Origin of the sequence: Zhouia amylolytica, assembly GCF_900116365.1 — a bacterium.
Taxonomy (GTDB): Bacteria; Bacteroidota; Bacteroidia; order Flavobacteriales; family Flavobacteriaceae; genus Zhouia; species Zhouia amylolytica.
In genome coordinates this window covers 108,908-126,555 of sequence record NZ_FPAG01000001.1, presented here as the reverse complement: position 1 = coordinate 126,555, position 17,648 = coordinate 108,908, and the positions used below count along the sequence as shown (strand labels likewise).

The window sequence follows — 17,648 nt, the reverse complement described above, 5'->3', positions numbered from 1 at the left end:
TCTCATTCAAATGTTATTTATATTGTATATTTGAATGTAAATGTGCCTAAACGACATGAAGAAAAAAGTGACATTAAAGCAAATAGCTAAAGAATTAGATGTTTCTGTATCAACAGTTTCGAAGGCTTTAAAAGATAGTCCGGAAATTGGTCAGGAAACTATTGATAAAGTAAAAGCTTTTGCGAAGCTTTATAATTATAAGCCGAATAATATTGCGGTGAGTCTTCAAAATAGAAAAACTAAAAATATCGCGGTAATCATTCCTGAGATTGTGCATCACTTTTTTACAAAGGTTATTAGTGGCATCGAAAAACATGCAAATGAAAGAGGGTATAATGTAATTGTGTGTTTGTCAAATGAAGACTTTGAAAAAGAAGTGATCAACATGGAAACCCTTGCCAATGGAAGTATAGATGGGTTTATTATTTCCTTATCTAAAGGCACGCAAAGAAAAAAGGACTATCATCATCTGCGTGAAGTGATTAATCAGGGAATGCCACTGGTAATGTTTGATAGGGTAACCGATGAGATTTATTGCGATAAAGTAGTGGTTGACGATGGACGCGGTGCATACAACGCCGTGAGGCATATGGTGAGGTCCGGATGTAAGCGGATTGCTTTGGTTACAACCGAAGAATATTTAAGTGTAGGTAATTACAGAACCTTAGGTTATAAAAATGCTTTGGAGGATGCAGGGATCCCAATCGATGAAAAACTGATTGTGAGGATAGATGATATCAATTGTGAGAAACAGATATTTGAATTGTTTAGAACACAGCTTTTCGACGGTTTACTATGTGTAAATGAATATTTTGCAGTAGCAGCTTTACGTGAAGCTCGTAAAAGAAATATTGATGTTCCCAGACAATTATCAATAGTAGCTTTTTCTGATGGAATTTTGGCGCAAAACTCTTTCCCGAGATTAACAACCGTTAACCAGCACGGGTTTGAAATAGGGGAAACCTCGGCTAAACTACTAATAGACAAGCTGGAAGAAGTAGAGGATGATTCTCATTATAGAACAGAAGTGATCAAGACCTCATTGATTGAAAGAGAGTCGACAAATCCAGTTTAAATTTTTTAAAAAAAGAAGCTAAGTTTCAAAAAAACACTATATTAGCAGCTGTCAAAACTTATATTTTTACTTCTCACCTAAATAAAGTTTTGATAAGTCATAGCGCTTATCGTATTAGTAATCAGTAAATTACGATAATGGAAAAGCGTAGGTTAAGTTTCTGGGAAATCTGGAATATGAGTTTCGGGTTCTTGGGAATTCAAATGGGTTTTGCACTTCAAAATGCCAATGCCAGTAGAATTTTACAAATTTTTGGAGCAGATGTTCATGAACTATCTTGGTTCTGGGTTGTCGCCCCGTTAACAGGGTTGATCGTACAACCAATAATAGGTCATTATAGTGATCGAACCTGGACAAAACTTGGGCGTAGAAGACCCTATTTTCTGGTTGGAGCTGTCTTGGCATCCCTCGGTTTGGTGTTGATGCCTAATGCTGATTTGTTTACGGCCTTCCTTCCCGCTTTATGGGTGGGGGCCGGAATGCTAATGATTATGGATGCTTCTTTTAATATCGCCATGGAGCCTTTTAGAGCATTAGTGGCAGATAACCTTCCTTCAGATCAGAGAACCCTCGGTTTTAGTATTCAAACAGTATTAATAGGTTTAGGTGCTGTGATAGGCTCATGGTTGCCATATGCTTTAACTAATTGGGTAGGGATTTCGAATCAGGCAGAAGTAGGCAAAGTTCCATTAAACCTTCTTATATCGTTTGTGGTAGGAGCAATTGTATTAACTGTAAGTATTTTGGTGACCGTTTTTACCACCAAAGAATACACTCCTGAAGAATTGGCATCTTTCGATGATGATGCAGAAGATTACTCAGATCAGGAAGCCAGCTTGCTGGATATTTTTACAGACTTCAAAAAAATGCCGCTAACCATGAAACAATTGTCCTGGGTACAGTTCTTTTCTTGGTTCGGTTTGTTTGGTATGTGGGTGTTTAGTACCCCGGCCATAGCACATCATGTTTATGGCTTAAGCCTCGACGACAATAGTAGTGTAACTTACCAAAATGCCGGAGATTGGGTAGGAGTCTTGTTTGGTGTATACAATGCCGTATCTGCAGTTTTTGCCTTTTTCTTACCAGCAATAGCTTTGAAGTTGGGTAGAAAACGAACACATGCCATTTCCCTTGTTATTGGAGGTTTAGGTTTGATTTCCGTTTATTTTGCGCCTAATGAGAATTGGTTGTTACTTTCCATGATGGCCATTGGTGTCGCCTGGGCTAGTATTCTGGCCATGCCTTATGCGATTCTGGCGGGATCAATTCCACCGAGGAAGATGGGCGTTTATATGGGAATCTTCAATTTCTTTATCGTAATACCTCAGATTATTAATGCAATTATAGGCGGACCTGTAGTAAAATATTTCTACGGTGGCGACCCTATCTATGCGATTATTACCAGCGGTGTGTCTTTCTTAATTGCCGCCATATTGGTAATACGCGTAGAAGATGTAGATGATGTGGTGAAAGCCTAGGTATCTATTACATAATTTCAAAAAGTAATCCAGAATTTAAGTCTGTACATAGAAAAGAATAATGAAAAATAAAGGATACATATTCGATTTAGATGGTGTTATTGTCGATACAGCTCGTTTTCATTTTTTAGCCTGGAAACGAACCGCCGATGAACTGGCTTTTGAGCTTACACCCGAATTGAACGAAAAGTTAAAAGGAGTAAGCAGAGTAGATTCTTTAAATAAGATATTGAACTGGGCTGGTAAATCTATTCCCCAAGATGAATTCGAAAGACTTGCAAAGGAAAAGAACGAATATTATTTATCATTCGTTGAGCAAATGACATCAGCCGATATATTGCCTGGAATTGTTGAGTATATAGAGCTTTTAAAAGCAAATGATTTTCCGGTAGCTCTTGGTTCAGCAAGTAAAAATGCTCCTGAGATTTTAAAGAAAGTCGGGCTGTTCAAAGAATTCGATGTCATCGTCGATGGCAATAGTGTTACTAAAGCTAAACCAGACCCTGAAGTGTTTCTGGTGGCTGCAGAAGAATTAGGTGTTAAAAAAACAAACTGCGTAGTTTTTGAAGATTCCGAAGCAGGAATTGAAGCCGCTAATTCAGCAGGTATGATATCCGTTGGATTGGGAGATCCGGAGGTACTTAAAGATGCGAAGTACGTTTTTGCAGACTTTACCAAAATACAAGACAATCTATTTTAAAATTTCAACAGCAACAAAAAATGAATCAAGATTATATCATACCAAATAACTGGTCGATCATAGAAGAAGGATTTGATGCCAATAAAGTACGATCGTCAGAAAGTTTGTTCAGTATCGGAAACGGCGCCATGGGGCAACGGGCAAATTTTGAAGAACATTATTCCGGACAAACGTTTCAGGGAAGCTATATAGCAGGAATATATTATCCGGATAAGACTAAAGTGGGGTGGTGGAAAAACGGCTACCCTGAATACTTCGCTAAAGTGTTGAATGCTCCTAACTGGATAGGGATAAATGTATATGTTAATGGAGAAGCGCTAGATCTTAACGTATGTAAAGAAGTTAGTGATTATAAGCGAGAGTTAAACATGAAAGAGGGGTGGTATCAACGATCGTTTAAAGCCACCCTGCAGAATGATATACAGGTTGAAGTAAAAACAACCCGATTCTTGAGCTTGGATATCGATGAATTAGGAGCTATAAAGTATTCGGTAACGCCAATAAATAAGAATGCCGATATCGTTTTTAGACCCTATCTGGATAGCGGTATAGAAAATTATGATACCAACTGGGAAGAAAAATTCTGGGAGACTTTAGAGGTACAGAGTAACGAAAGTCAGGCTGTAATAGTAACACGCACCTTAAAAACCCATTTCTATGTGGGTACTTTTATGGAAAACCGATTAGAGGTTGATGGTGCGTTGCAAGATGTTGCCAGTAAAGAATCACGGTCCTCCACATATATTAGCCAGGAATATCAGGTGGAAGTTGAAAAGGGGAAAACAGCCACTTTATATAAATATGCCGGTTACGTAACTTCGATGAATCACGATAAAGATGATTTAGTTAAAGCCGCTAAAAATGTTTTAACCAAAGCAGTATCCTTTGGATTTAACGGATTGCTACAAAAACAAAAGCAAGCCTGGGCTTCCATTTGGGAAATGGCAGATATTACGATTGAAGGTGATGTAAAAGCCCAGCAAGGAATACGTTTTAATATTTTTCAACTGAATCAAACTTACCTCGGTAAAGACGATCGACTTAATATTGGCCCTAAGGGATTTACAGGAGAAAAATATGGGGGAAGTACCTATTGGGATACCGAAGCCTATTGCATCCCTTTTTATATGGCTACCAAAGATCAACAGGTGGCAAGGAACTTACTGAAGTATCGTTACAATCAGTTGGATAAAGCTATTGAAAATGCTGAGAAATTAGGGTTTTCGAATGGAGCCGCTTTGTATCCTATGGTAACTATGAATGGTGAAGAATGTCATAACGAGTGGGAAATTACATTCGAAGAGATTCATCGTAACGGAGCTATTGTCTATGCCATATATAATTACCTCAGATACACAGACGATTATAGTTATATCCCGGAAATGGGATTGGAGGTCATGATTGGAGTAGCCCGTTTCTGGCATCAAAGAGCAAATTATGCAGCCAACAAAGATCAGTATGTGATCCTGGGGGTTACAGGCCCTAATGAATACGAAAATAACGTTAATAATAATTGGTATACTAATTATATAGCGCAATGGTGTATTCAATTTGCAGCAGAACATATTGAAAAAGTAAAAAAAGAGTTTAACGAAGATTATCAGCGAGTGGCTTCAGTTACCGGGATAACCGAAGACGAAATCAACGAATGGTTGAAAGTTGCTGATAATATGTACTTCCCATATTCAGAAGAAAATCAAGTCTATCTGCAACAAGATGGTTTTCTGGACAAGGAATTGATTACGGTTGAAAATCTTTCGGAAGATCAGCGACCGATTAACCAAAAATGGTCATGGGATCGCATTCTCCGTTCTCCGTATATAAAGCAAGCAGACGTCTTACAGGGATTTTACTTCTTTGAAGATCATTTTACTAAAGAAGAAATAGAGCGACATTTCGATTTTTATGAACCGTTTACAGTTCATGAATCGTCTTTGTCCCCATGTGTTCATAACATTCAGGCAGCATTTTTAGATCGAATGGATCAAGCGTATACCTTTTACCTGCGAACTTCAAGATTAGATCTGGATGACTATAATAAAGAAGTGCATCAAGGACTTCACATTACCTCAATGGCTGGAACGTGGATGAGTATTGTAGAAGGATTCGGTGGGATGAGAGTAAAAGATGGAAAGCTTTCGTTCGAACCTAAAATTCCTGTACAATGGAAAGCCTATTCTTTTAAAGTGAACTTTAGAGATCAGATCTTTCATGTGGAGGTAACACAAGACAAGACCACGATTTCTAATGACGGGAATAAAGAGCTTAGCATTTTAATAAATGGTAAAGAAACAGTAGTACAACCAGCAGGAAAATGATCATGGCAATGAAAAAGTTAATTATTTTATTTCTAGTAACCGTAAGTGTATGGTCTATAAATGCGCAGGAGTTGAGTTCACCCGATGGGGACTTAAAAATGAAATTTTCATTGATAGAAAATGGAAGCCCTGCGTATCAACTATTCTTTAAAGACAAGTTGGTGATAAAATCAAGTAAATTAGGACTAGAATTAGTGAATGATAAGAAGTCCTTGCTTGATGATTTTACAATTGCTGATTCAGAGGTTGATTCTTATAATCAAACCTGGAAACCGGTTTGGGGAGAAGTTTCCGAGATAACAAATCACTATAATGAATTAGCCATCACACTGCAGCAAAATGAAACGGACCGAATTATGATAGTGCGTTTTCGTTTGTTCAACGATGGACTGGGATTTAGGTATGAATTTCCACAGCAGAAAAACCTAACCTATTTCACCATAAAAGAAGAACATACCCAGTTCGCAATGACTGGCGATCATACCGCTTTTTGGATTCCGGGAGATTACGACTCTCAAGAATACGATTATACCGAGAGTAAGCTTAGCGAAATTAGAGGATTATTCGATAAGGCTCTGACTGATAATGCTTCTCAGGAACAATTCTCTAAAACGGGTGTTCAGACAGCTTTGATGATGAAGACCGATGAAGATTTGTATATCAATTTACATGAAGCAGCATTGATCGATTACTCCTTGATGAATCTGAATTTGGATGATCAGAAGTTCGTTTTCGAATCATGGCTGACACCAGATGCCCAGGGAAATAAAGGATATCTCCAGGCGCCTTGTACAAGTCCATGGAGAACGATTATGGTGAGTGATAAGGCAGAAGACATTCTGGCATCACCTATGATTTTAAATCTCAATGAACCCTGTAAGATAGAGGATACCTCCTGGATTAAACCAATGAAATATGTCGGTGTCTGGTGGGAAATGATAACAGGGAAGAGCTCATGGTCTTATACCAACGATTTTCCAGCTGTTAAATTGGGAGAAACGGATTATGAAAATGCAACCCCTAATGGTACACATGGTGCAACCACTGAACATGTTAAAGAATATATCGACTTTGCAGCAAAACACGGTTTCGATGGTGTTTTGGTAGAAGGATGGAATGAAGGTTGGGAAGATTGGTTCGGTCAATCCAAAGATTATGTGTTTGATTTTGTAACCCCTTATCCGGATTTTGATGTTGAAGAAATTCATGAATATGCCAAATCTAAAGGGGTGAAAATGATTATGCATCACGAAACTTCAAGTGCTGTTCGAAACTATGAACGTCATCTAGATACCGCATATCAGTTCATGAAGAAATATGATTACCCAGCGGTAAAAAGTGGGTACGTTGGGGATATTTTACCCAGAGGAGAGCATCATTACAGTCAGTGGATTGTAAATCATTATCAATATGCCGTTGAAAAGGCTGCCCAATATCAGATTATGGTGAATGCCCATGAAGCAGTAAGGCCTACAGGAATTTGCAGAACATACCCTAACCTAATAGGAAATGAATCCGCCCGAGGGACCGAGTTTCAAGCGTTTGGAGGTTCAAAACCTAACCATGTTACTGTTTTACCATTTACACGTCTTTTGGGAGGACCGATGGATTATACTCCGGGAATTTTTGAAATGGATATTTCAAAACTCAATCCAAATAATAATTCACATGTAAATGCTACCATTGCAAATCAGTTAGCCTTGTATGTTACCATGTACAGTCCACTACAAATGGCTGCCGATCTACCTGAGAACTATAATCGATTTCCCGATGCTTTTCAATTTATTAAAGATGTAGCGGTTGATTGGGATGATAGCAACTATATAGAGGCCGAACCTGGGAGGTATATTACCATAGCACGTAAAGCCAAAGGAACGAATGATTGGTTTGTGGGAAATGTAAATGGAGTTGAAAAAAGAACCTCTGAAATAAGCTTGGATTTTCTCGAACAAGGAAAGAAATATAAAGCAACGATTTATGCCGACGCAAAAAATGCTCATTACAAAACCAACCCGCAAGCTTATTCCATTACTACCAAAAAGGTAACACATAAATCGAAATTAAAATTGGAATCAGCTCCCGGAGGTGGATATGCCATCAGTATTATTGAAATTAAATAATTTCATAAGTTGTTGGGTTGAGCCTTATGAACCATAGTGTTTAATAATACATTTTTCAATAAAGAGTAAAATGAAACATGCGATCAAACTTATAATGCTGCTATTGCCTTTGGCAATAAGCGCACAAATAGACAAAATAGAACCACCTTTTTGGTGGTCAGATATGGCCCATAGCAAACTTCAGATCATGGTGTATGGTGAAGAAATTGCTCAATACACTCCTGAAGTAGAAAATGTGGTGGTTACCAGTATTACGAAGACCGAAAACCCTAACTACGTATTTATAACCATGGATACGAAAGGACTGGACCCCGGTATTTACAACATTGACTTCAAAAAGGGTAAGCGAACAGTCTTTTCTCATGCATACGAACTCAAAAAAAGAGCCCCAAATTCTAAGTTAAGAAAAGGATTTGATGCTTCGGATGTAATTTATTTATTGATGCCAGATCGTTTTGCTAATGGCAATCCGAATAATGATTCACATTCGGAATTGACGGAAAAGGTGAACAGAGATTTTGAAGGAGGACGACATGGAGGAGATATTCAGGGAATAATTGATCATTTGGATTATGTTGAAGCCTTGGGAGCAACAACCATATGGAGCACCCCATTGTGTGAAGATAATGACAATCAATACTCCTATCATACCTATGCACAAAGTGATGTGTACCGAATAGATCCTCGATATGGGACTAATGAGGAATATCAAATGCTTTCCAAAGAATTGCATAAGAGAGATATGAAACTGATCATGGATTATGTTACCAATCACTGGGGACTGGAGCATTGGATGATTAAAGATTTACCGACTTATGACTGGATACATCAGTTTCCCGGATATGCACAAACCAACTATCGCATGACAACACAAATGGATCCGAATGCATCCCAAAGAGATTATAAATACTGTATGGATGGATGGTTCGTGAAGACCATGCCTGATCTAAACCAACAAAACCCCCTGGTGCTTAAGTATCTTATTCAGAATGCCATATGGTGGATCGAATTTGCTAATCTAGATGGGTTTAGGGTAGATACCTATTCATACAATGATAAAGACGCTATAGCCTTATGGACTAAAGCAATCATGGATGAATATCCAAATTTTAATATTGTTGGTGAGGTATGGATGCACGATCAGGCTCAAATGGCTTATTGGCAAAAGGATAGTAAAATAGGAGCGATACAAAACTATAATTCTTACTTGCCCAGTGTGATGGATTTTACCTTGCACGATGCTATTGGACAAGTTTTCAAAGAGGAGTACCCTTCATGGAATAAAGGAATGATTCAAGTGTATGAAAATTATGTGAATGATTTTTTATACCCCGAGGTAAATAACCTGTTGATTTTTGCCGAAAACCATGATACCGAAAGAATCAATCACATTTACCCGAATATCGAGGATTATAAATTAATCATGAGTTTGATTGCTACCTCAAGAGGAATACCGCAGATTTATTACGGTAGTGAGATAGGTATGCAAGGTGATAAAGGAAAGGGCGATGGCGATATCCGCAGAGACTTTCCTGGAGGTTGGCCTGGTGATCAAAATAATGCTTTCAAAGCGAAGGAAAGAACAGATAAACAGAACGCCTATTTTGATTTCACCGCCAAGCTATTGAATTGGAGAAAAAAAGCAAAGGTTATTCATTCGGGTAAAACGACCCAGTATTTGCCAGACGATGAAGTTTATGTATATTTTAGACATAACGATCAAGCCTCAGTAATGGTTGTAATTAATAATAACCAAAGTGATAAGGTTTTGAAGTTAGATCGCTTTAAAGAAAACCTTTACCATTTTTCTAAAGGAATGGAGGTAATGACTGAAATGGAAATTGATTTGTCGACGAACCTCAAGATGCCTGCAAAAACAAGTTATATCATTGAACTTAAAAAATAAACAGATGAAAAAAATATGTTTGGTCCTGGTGGTAGCAGTTGTTCTGGGAGCCTGTAAAAACGAACCTAAAAAGGATACGGCCGAGCTTGAAGAACATACTGCCTATAAGCCGGTTTCAGATGAAGTTTTGGAAGAAGGCGTGATCTATGAAGCAAATATTAGACAATATTCAGAAGAAGGATCGTTTAATGCTTTTACAAAAGATATTCCAAGGTTAAAAGAACTTGGAGTGAAGGTAATTTGGCTCATGCCTATTTACCCGATTTCCAGCACCAAAAGTAAAGGCTCTTTGGGAAGTTATTACGCTATAACCGATTATACCAAAGTGAATCCGGAATTCGGAACATTAGATGATTTTAGAAAACTAGTTCAGACGGCTCATGATCAGGGGATGTATGTTATTCTTGATTGGGTAGCGAATCATACCGGGTGGGACCATGTTTGGATCCAGGAGCATCCGGAGTATTACACCCAGGATGAAGACGGAAATATTGTAGATCCATTAAATCCTGATACAGGTGAATCATGGGGGTGGACTGATGTAGCTGATTTAAATTTTGACAATCGTGAAATGCGGGAAGAAATGATCGCTGACATGCTGTACTGGGTAAAAGAAGAAAATATAGATGGTTTTCGATGTGATGTCGCCCATCAGGTGCCTGTAGATTTTTGGGAAACTGCTTCAGATTCCATACGCGCCGTTAAGCCTGTGTTTATGTTAGCCGAAGCTGAACAACCTGAATTGTTGAAGAAGGCCTTTGATATGCAATATGCGTGGGAAGGACATCACATTATGAATGAAATTGCACAGGGAAATAAAACGGTGGAAGATTGGGATCATTACATGAAGAAGAATGATACCCTTTTGGAATCAGATGATATGTTTATGAATTTTACTTCTAATCACGATGAGAATTCCTGGAATGGTACAGTATTCGAACGTATGGGAGACGCAGCAGAAACTTTTGCAGCTATGACGTATTGCATTCCCGGAATGCCCTTGGTATATAGTGGACAGGAATATGATATGGATAAAAGATTGTTGTTTTTTGAAAAAGACACTATCATTAAAGAAAAAGGAGACTTTTATCCAATCTATCAAAAGTTAGGAACACTGAAAAATACATATCCGGCATTGGCTGGAGGAAAAGAAGCAGCAGCTTATAACCGGGTTAAAACCTCCGATGATAAATCCATATTAGCATTTGAAAGAATTAAAAATGGTAAAAGATTGTTGTTTTTAGCTAATTTAACCAATGATTCTAAATTGGCTACGGTAGACTATGAGGGTTCATTTAAAAGCTATATGACTAATACAGATGTCGTATTAAAATCAGGAGTTGAATACGAACTACAACCCTGGGAATATTTGATTTTAATTGAAGAGTAAAAAATAAAACCCCGCAATTGCGGGGTTTGTAGATTTATCAGGAAGTTTTTTGATAAACGATGCCAATAACCAGACCAATAATTCCATAGAAGAAAATATCCAAAATAGCTTCTACAATCGTTCCCGTCAGATCCATTAAATCAGAGGTGGAATACCATAAAAAACCAAGACCAAAGCCTACAAAAATTCCAATCCAGGCGCCAAAAGAAAATCCGCTGGCAGCACTGTACTTGCCAGTAGCCCATTTACCATAAATGGTACTCATTGCAAAAGACATTATTAAATTTGAAAATACCAGGGTGCCCATGTTGGGCATAGCTTTCATAACATTGTTGGTGGCATGTGCCTCAAAGTAGCTCGAAAGGGCAATTCCCCACACGGCATAACCAAGGAAAAAGAAAACAATGGTGGCAATAATGGTGGCTAATAAATTCGATTTGGAAAACATAATTGATTTGTTTTTAAGGGGTTAATGTGATTTAAAAATACATTTTTTTTAGGATCAATTAACATTCTTATAACTTTTGAATTGATTTTAATCTTAATTTTGCAAGTTGAAAAATAATGGAGCTGATGATGACAGATGGGTTTTTGTTAAGTCAGAATGAAAAAAATAAGTATTGTTTGTTTAGCGATGGTTTCACTGTTTGTGTTAAGTTGTAAGGAGAGGAATCGTCCGATGACAATAGGGCATCGAGGCGCTGCAGGTTACGAAACTGAAAATTCTATTCCGTCTATCAAAAAAGCAATAGATCTGGGAGTGGATGCTATTGAAATTGATGTCTTTAAAATTAAAAGTGGAGAGGTAGTCGTTTTTCATGATGATAATTTGAAACGACTTGCCGGTATTGATGTTCATATTGAAGATTTAACCCTTGAAGACCTCAATAAAGTTCAGTTGAAAAACGGGAGTCAAATTCCTCAATTACATCAGGTCCTTGATATAATTGATAATAAAGTTCGATTGAATATAGAGCTTAAAGGAGCTAATACGGCTGAACCCGTTCATGCCATTATTCAAGATTACATAACATCCAAAAACTGGAGTACGGAAAGTTTTATTATTAGCAGCTTTAAATGGGATGAACTCAAAAAAATGAGAGCCCTGGATAAAAATGTCCCAATAGCTGTGTTGATCTCAGGAGACCCTCTTAACGCTTTAGATTTGGCGGATGAATTAAAAGCTGAAGCTATTAATCCACATTATAAAAAACTTACAGGTGTTAATGTTGAGGTAATTCAGGAAAGAGGCTTTAAGGTCTATCCGTGGACCGTTAATAATCCTGAAGACATTCAATTGATGAAAGATTTTAAGGTAGATGGAATCATTTCGGACTATCCCGACAGGGTGCATGCAAATGTTGAAAATCTTCAGCCCGCCCTATAATTACCTTTATTAACATATCTTTGCCTTCATGGATTACGACGTGCTAATTGTAGGAGGAGGAGCGGCCGGTTTCTTTGCAGCTATTCATATAGCTGAAACTAAACCAAAGCTAAAAATCGCAATTTTAGAAAAAGGGAAAGAGGTACTCACCAAGGTTAAAATTTCAGGAGGAGGTCGATGTAATGTGACCCATGCCGAGTTTGTTCCGAATGAACTGGCGAAGTATTATCCAAGAGGAGAAAAAGAATTGAAAGGTCCCTTTCATACTTTTTGCAGCGGAGATACTATAGCTTTTTTTGAAAAAAGAGGAGTTGCCCTCAAGATCGAAGAAGATGGACGAATGTTTCCAACCTCAGATAGTTCGCAAACGATTATAGACTGTTTTTTACACGAGGTTAATAGATTAGGCGTTTCTGTCCTTACCGGACATGCCGTAAAGCGAATTGAACGACAAGATAATTGGCTTGTAGAAACCAGTAAAGGTGAATTCTCCTGCAAAAAACTATTAATAGCTTCGGGTAGTAGTCCTAAAGTCTGGAGAATGATTAAAGATTTGGGGCATTCTCTCGTAACTCCAGTGCCTTCGCTGTTTACCTTTAACATTAATGATCAACGCATTAAAAGCCTCCCGGGACTTAGTACCATGGGGTCTGTAAAAATCTTAGGGACGCATTTGAATTCCGAAGGACCGGTATTGATTACGCATTGGGGATTAAGCGGGCCTGCTATATTGAAACTTTCAGCATGGGGTGCCAGAGACTTAAATGCTCTGGATTATAAATTTAAGATTCAAATTAACTGGCTCTATAATCAAGGCGTTGAAGAAGCTTTGGAAGAGCTGAAGCTGGTGAAAGCGAATAATGGTAAAAAGTTAGTAGTGAATATTAAACCCTTTGAAATACCAAAGCGACTATGGTTTTCCCTGCTCAATGCTTCAGGAATTACCGACCAAATGCGATGGGCTGAAGTAAGCAAGCAACAATTGACGACCCTGGCAAGCCAACTTACACAATCTGTATATGATGTTGATGGTAAAAGTACCTTTAAAGAAGAGTTTGTTACCGCCGGAGGCGTAGATTTAAAAGAGGTAGATTTTAAAACGTATCAGAGTAAGATTCAAAAGGACCTCTATTTTGCAGGAGAGGTGCTAAACATCGATGCCATTACAGGTGGATTTAATTTCCAAAATGCATGGACAGGAGCTTTTATAGCTGCAAAAGCGATTGCTGATTAATTCAATCGCCAAACTTCAAAGTTGAGCGCCGCTGCAAAGCATACCCATATGAAATATGGAATAAGTAAATAAGCCGCTTGTTTGTTGACAACCTTAAACCATTTGATCGTCAATGCAATAAGGATGAGTAAGGTGATGATGATTAGAAATGCCCATAGAGGCTGTCTGAATCCAAAAAATACAATACTCCACATCGCGTTAAAGATCAATTGAAAAGCAAAATGATACATGGCTGTTTTAACCCATTTATGGTAAAAGCCACGACTCCATACGATTCCTGCAGCTATTCCCATCAGGATATATAGAACTGTCCAAACAGGAGCAAATAGCCAATCCGGAGGTGTGAAGTTAGGTTTGTTTAAATCGGCATACCAGGTCTCTACACTTGATTGTGTAGCCAGGCTGGCAAACAAACCCGTTAACAGGCAAATAAAAACGCAAATTATAATTTTTTGAATCAGCCTTTTCTTCATAGGATTAACGTTAGTGTGTACTAAAATAGCAATTTATTTTTGATGAAAGTTAAATCGCAAAAAACAGTTAAAATATGATAATTGTTATGTAAAGGTTCTTTGAGTTATCTTTGCTTAAATTTTGAATATTAATGACTGAAAACGATTTTGTCTCGTCGCGATATATAGAAAACCAAATCGAGGGAACGGTAACCTGGAAATCTCCTAGCAACATAGCTTTAGTTAAATATTGGGGAAAGAAAGAAAATCAAATACCGGCCAACCCTTCCATTAGTTTTACACTCGATCATTGTGCTACTACCACAACAGTTGCTTATGTTAAACGAAATAAGGAACAACAGCAAGAACGATTTAGCTTTGATTTATTGTTTGAGGGAAGCCCGAAACCTGAATTCAAACCTAAAATTGTGAAGTTTTTTGAACGTGTTGAAAAATATATCCCTTTTGTGAAAGATTATCATTTTTCAATTGATACCTCTAATTCCTTTCCTCATAGTAGTGGTATTGCATCTTCAGCAAGTGGTATGAGTGCCTTGGCCTTGTGTTTGATGAGCGTGGAAAAAGCCTTGAATGAAAAGATAACCAATGACTATTTTAACCAAAAAGCTTCTTTTCTCGCCCGTTTGGGTTCGGGAAGTGCGTGTAGAAGTATAGAAGGAGAAATGGTAGTCTGGGGTCAAAATGAAGATGTTAAAGAAGCCTCTGATCTCTATGGGGTGAAGTTGCCTCAAGAAATACATCCGGTTTTTAAAAATTATCAGGATACCATATTGTTGGTAGATAAAGGGCAGAAGCAGGTAAGCAGTACCGTTGGGCATGATCTGATGCATGGACATCCGTTTGCAGAAATGCGATTTAAACAGGCAGAAACCAACTTGTCTAAATTGATTAAGATACTTCAAAATGGAGATCAGAAAGGGTTTATTGAGCTGGTAGAAAGCGAAGCCCTAACCTTGCATGCCATGATGATGACTAGTTTACCATATTTTATCCTGATGAAGCCTCATACCCTTCAGATCATAAATAAAATTTGGGAGTATAGATCTGCGACTGGGTCGAACCTTTGTTTTACCTTAGATGCAGGAGCCAATGTACATCTGCTGTATCCTGAAAATGAAAAAGATACGGTTTTGACATTTATTAAGAATGAGTTGGTTGCGTATTGTGAAAACGGACAGTATATTTGTGACCAAATTGGTTTAGGCGCTGAATTAATTAAAAATTAAAGATGAAAAGTTAAAAATGATTCAGGTCTTGTATATGGAGTCATTATCCGATGAAAGATAATATCGTAAAAAATAAGAGTTTTAATTTTGCTATAGAGATAGTTGGGCTTTATAAAGCTTTAATGGTTGAAGAGAAGGAATATGTGATGTCAAGGCAGCTGTTAAAATCAGGCACTTCAATCGGAGCCAATATCAGGGAAGCTGAATTTGCACAATCAAAACCTGACTTTATTAGTAAAATGAGTATAGCACTAAAAGAAGCAAATGAAGCTGATTATTGGATAGAGATATTATATCAAACAGATTTTATTGCTGAAGAAACTTTTCATAACTTTAAGTGTAAATCTAAAGAATTGATTAAATTGCTTGTAACTATAGTGAAAAATGCAAAGAATTAATTGTTCATTTTTCATTATTAACTTTTAATTGAGACGATGAAGGGACCTTTGTTTTATTCGAAAATACTCCTCTTTGGAGAATACGGAATCATAAAAGATTCTAAAGGATTGTCTATACCCTATAATTTTTATAATGGGGCGCTTAAATCTGCAGACAGTTTATCTGAAGAAGCACAGTTTTCCAACGCTTCGTTAAGAAAATTTGCTGATTACCTCGAAAAACTTCAGGAAAATGAAGACGCAAATGTTTCTTTTGATATTGAAAAACTTCAAAGAGATATCGATGGAGGAATGTATTTTGACAGTAGTATTCCACAAGGTTATGGAGTAGGTAGCAGCGGAGCCTTGGTGGCAGCAATTTATGACAAATATGCCTTCGATAAAATTACCGTCCTTGAGAATTTAACGCGAGAAAAACTTTTGATCCTGAAAGACATTTTCGGAAAAATGGAATCCTTTTTTCACGGCAAATCCTCAGGCTTAGATCCACTAAACAGTTATCTCAGTATACCAATTCTTATTAATTCTAAAGATGATATTGAACCTACCGGTATACCTTCACAGAATGCCGATGGTAAAGGAGCCGTGTTTTTACTGGATAGCGGAATGGTTGGAGAAACCGCTCCTATGGTTCAGATCTTCATGGAAAATATGAAGAATGAAGGATTTAGGAAAATAGTAAAAGAACAATTCGTTAAACATACGGATGCTTGTGTAGAAGATTTTTTGAAAGGAGATTTCAAATCCTTGTTTACCAACATTAAGCAGCTTTCTCATGTGGCTTTTGATCATTTCAAGCCAATGATTCCTGCCCAATTTCATAAGCTATGGAAACAGGGAATAGATACAAATGAATATTATCTTAAGCTATGTGGCTCAGGAGGAGGAGGCTATATATTAGGATTTACCGAAGATCTTGAAAAAGCAAAAAAAGCGTTGAAAGGTTATAAGTTAGAGGTGATTTACAACTTTTAAAGAATAGCTGTTTATGCTGAATCGAAAACAAAAAATGACCTTGCTCAAATTGTTGAGTTTGTTTTCGGTAGTAAGAGGTTACAATATATTAGTAATCGTACTTGCTCAATATTTAGCTTCTATTTATATATTCTCATCCCATTTACCACTTCGACAGGTTATTTTTGATGGAAATCTTTTTGCTATTGTAGCAGCATCAGCACTGGCGATTGCTTCAGGTTATTTAATAAATAACTTTTATGATGCAGAAAAAGACCTTATCAACCGTCCTAAGAAAACCATGCTCGATAGGTTGGTAAGTCAGCGGTTTAAGTTAACAACCTACTTTATACTTAATTTTCTTTCTGTAATTATAGCAAGCTATGTTTCCTTCAGGGCAGTGGTGTTCTTTTCGTTTTATATTTTCGGAATCTGGCTCTATTCGCATAAATTAAAAAAAATAACATTTGTTGGGAATCTGATTTCTGCATTATTGGCAATCACTCCCTTTTTTGCAGTCTTTATTTATTATAAAAACTTTGACCTGGTTATTTTCGTACACGCATTATTCCTGTTTTTGGTGATTCTTATTAGAGAGCTCGTTAAAGATTTGGAGAATATTAAAGGAGATCTGGTCTACGGATACCAAACCATACCCATTAAATATGGAGAAAAAGTTTCCAAAATGGTCATCACCTTTTTGACCTTGCTCACGTTAATACCTTCGTATCTGTTAATCTCCAAATTTGAAGTTGGCTATATGGATATATTCTTTTATGGGTGTATGGTGCTACTCATTATGTTTTTAATGCTGTTGTGGAGATCCACCTCTAAGAAGCAATATGTGCTTATTCACAACTTGTTAAAATTTATTATTGTGTCTGGAGTGTTTAGTATACTTCTGATTGATGTAGACCTGGTTCTCAATCGTATCTTCTAAAAGGTTTAAACTGAGGAGATTTATCTGAAGTTCGTTGCATAAAAATCGT

The 17,648-nt window shown here is 37.3% G+C and carries 15 protein-coding genes; 13 read left to right on the top strand and 2 right to left on the bottom strand.

Going from position 1 to position 17,648, the window contains the following annotated elements; all coding sequences use genetic code 11:
* Positions 1-55: 55 nt before the first annotated feature.
* The 7 genes from BM361_RS00550 to BM361_RS00520 all read left to right on the top strand — a co-directional run bounded on the left by BM361_RS00550 (position 56) and on the right by BM361_RS00520 (position 10,987).
* Positions 56-1,075 carry a LacI family DNA-binding transcriptional regulator gene (locus BM361_RS00550; RefSeq protein WP_038268867.1) on the top strand — a complete coding sequence of 340 codons (1,020 nt, stop codon included), beginning with the start codon at positions 56-58 and terminating at the stop codon, positions 1,073-1,075.
* A 137-nt stretch (positions 1,076-1,212) separates the two neighbouring features.
* On the top strand, positions 1,213-2,553 hold the full coding sequence (locus BM361_RS00545) for an MFS transporter (protein WP_038268869.1): 1,341 nt from the start codon (positions 1,213-1,215) through the stop codon (positions 2,551-2,553).
* Between the two features lie 61 nt (positions 2,554-2,614).
* Positions 2,615-3,253 (top strand): beta-phosphoglucomutase, encoded by a 639-nt coding sequence (pgmB, locus tag BM361_RS00540; RefSeq protein WP_074976248.1) that lies wholly within the window; start codon positions 2,615-2,617, stop codon positions 3,251-3,253.
* A 20-nt stretch (positions 3,254-3,273) separates the two neighbouring features.
* Positions 3,274-5,571, top strand: a complete 2,298-nt coding sequence (locus tag BM361_RS00535; protein WP_074976247.1) for a glycoside hydrolase family 65 protein — start codon at positions 3,274-3,276, stop codon at positions 5,569-5,571.
* Between the two features lie 8 nt (positions 5,572-5,579).
* The gene (locus BM361_RS00530) at positions 5,580-7,691 is read left to right on the top strand and encodes a glycoside hydrolase family 97 protein (protein WP_074976679.1); all 2,112 of its coding nucleotides are present in this window, start codon (positions 5,580-5,582) and stop codon (positions 7,689-7,691) included.
* 70 nt (positions 7,692-7,761) lie between these two features.
* On the top strand, positions 7,762-9,597 hold the full coding sequence (locus BM361_RS00525; RefSeq protein WP_074976245.1) for a glycoside hydrolase family 13 protein: 1,836 nt from the start codon (positions 7,762-7,764) through the stop codon (positions 9,595-9,597).
* Between the two features lie 4 nt (positions 9,598-9,601).
* On the top strand, positions 9,602-10,987 hold the full coding sequence (locus BM361_RS00520; RefSeq protein WP_074976677.1) for an alpha-amylase family glycosyl hydrolase: 1,386 nt from the start codon (positions 9,602-9,604) through the stop codon (positions 10,985-10,987).
* 37 nt (positions 10,988-11,024) lie between these two features.
* Here the strand turns inward: BM361_RS00520 and BM361_RS00515 are convergent, their stop codons facing one another.
* Complete coding sequence (locus BM361_RS00515) at positions 11,025-11,435, bottom strand: hypothetical protein (protein WP_038268875.1); 411 nt, start codon at positions 11,433-11,435, stop codon at positions 11,025-11,027.
* A gap of 156 nt (positions 11,436-11,591) precedes the next feature.
* Here BM361_RS00515 and BM361_RS00510 point away from each other — a divergent pair, with 156 nt between their 5' ends.
* Positions 11,592-12,374, top strand: a complete 783-nt coding sequence (locus BM361_RS00510; RefSeq protein WP_074976244.1) for a glycerophosphodiester phosphodiesterase — start codon at positions 11,592-11,594, stop codon at positions 12,372-12,374.
* A 28-nt stretch (positions 12,375-12,402) separates the two neighbouring features.
* The gene (locus BM361_RS00505; protein ID WP_074976242.1) at positions 12,403-13,608 is read left to right on the top strand and encodes a BaiN/RdsA family NAD(P)/FAD-dependent oxidoreductase; all 1,206 of its coding nucleotides are present in this window, start codon (positions 12,403-12,405) and stop codon (positions 13,606-13,608) included.
* Here BM361_RS00505 and BM361_RS00500 read toward each other — a convergent pair.
* Complete coding sequence (locus BM361_RS00500; protein WP_038268880.1) at positions 13,605-14,081, bottom strand: TspO/MBR family protein; 477 nt, start codon at positions 14,079-14,081, stop codon at positions 13,605-13,607. The two genes, BM361_RS00505 and BM361_RS00500, sit on opposite strands and share 4 nt — an antisense overlap.
* A 131-nt stretch (positions 14,082-14,212) precedes the next feature.
* Here BM361_RS00500 and BM361_RS00495 point away from each other — a divergent pair, with 131 nt between their 5' ends.
* Genes BM361_RS00495 through BM361_RS00480 form a run of 4 tightly spaced genes read left to right on the top strand, consistent with a single transcriptional unit; the run spans position 14,213 to position 17,599 of the window.
* Complete coding sequence (locus BM361_RS00495; protein ID WP_074976241.1) at positions 14,213-15,307, top strand: diphosphomevalonate decarboxylase; 1,095 nt, start codon at positions 14,213-14,215, stop codon at positions 15,305-15,307.
* A 50-nt stretch (positions 15,308-15,357) separates the two neighbouring features.
* Entirely contained in the window at positions 15,358-15,705 is a 348-nt protein-coding gene (locus tag BM361_RS00490; protein ID WP_074976239.1) for a four helix bundle protein, read from the top strand.
* 36 nt (positions 15,706-15,741) lie between these two features.
* Positions 15,742-16,680, top strand: a complete 939-nt coding sequence (locus BM361_RS00485) for a mevalonate kinase family protein (RefSeq protein ID WP_074976237.1) — start codon at positions 15,742-15,744, stop codon at positions 16,678-16,680.
* Between the two features lie 13 nt (positions 16,681-16,693).
* A complete protein-coding gene (locus BM361_RS00480) occupies positions 16,694-17,599 on the top strand; it encodes a geranylgeranylglycerol-phosphate geranylgeranyltransferase (RefSeq protein ID WP_074976236.1) in 906 nt (301 codons plus the stop codon).
* The last annotated feature ends 49 nt before the right edge of the window (positions 17,600-17,648 follow it).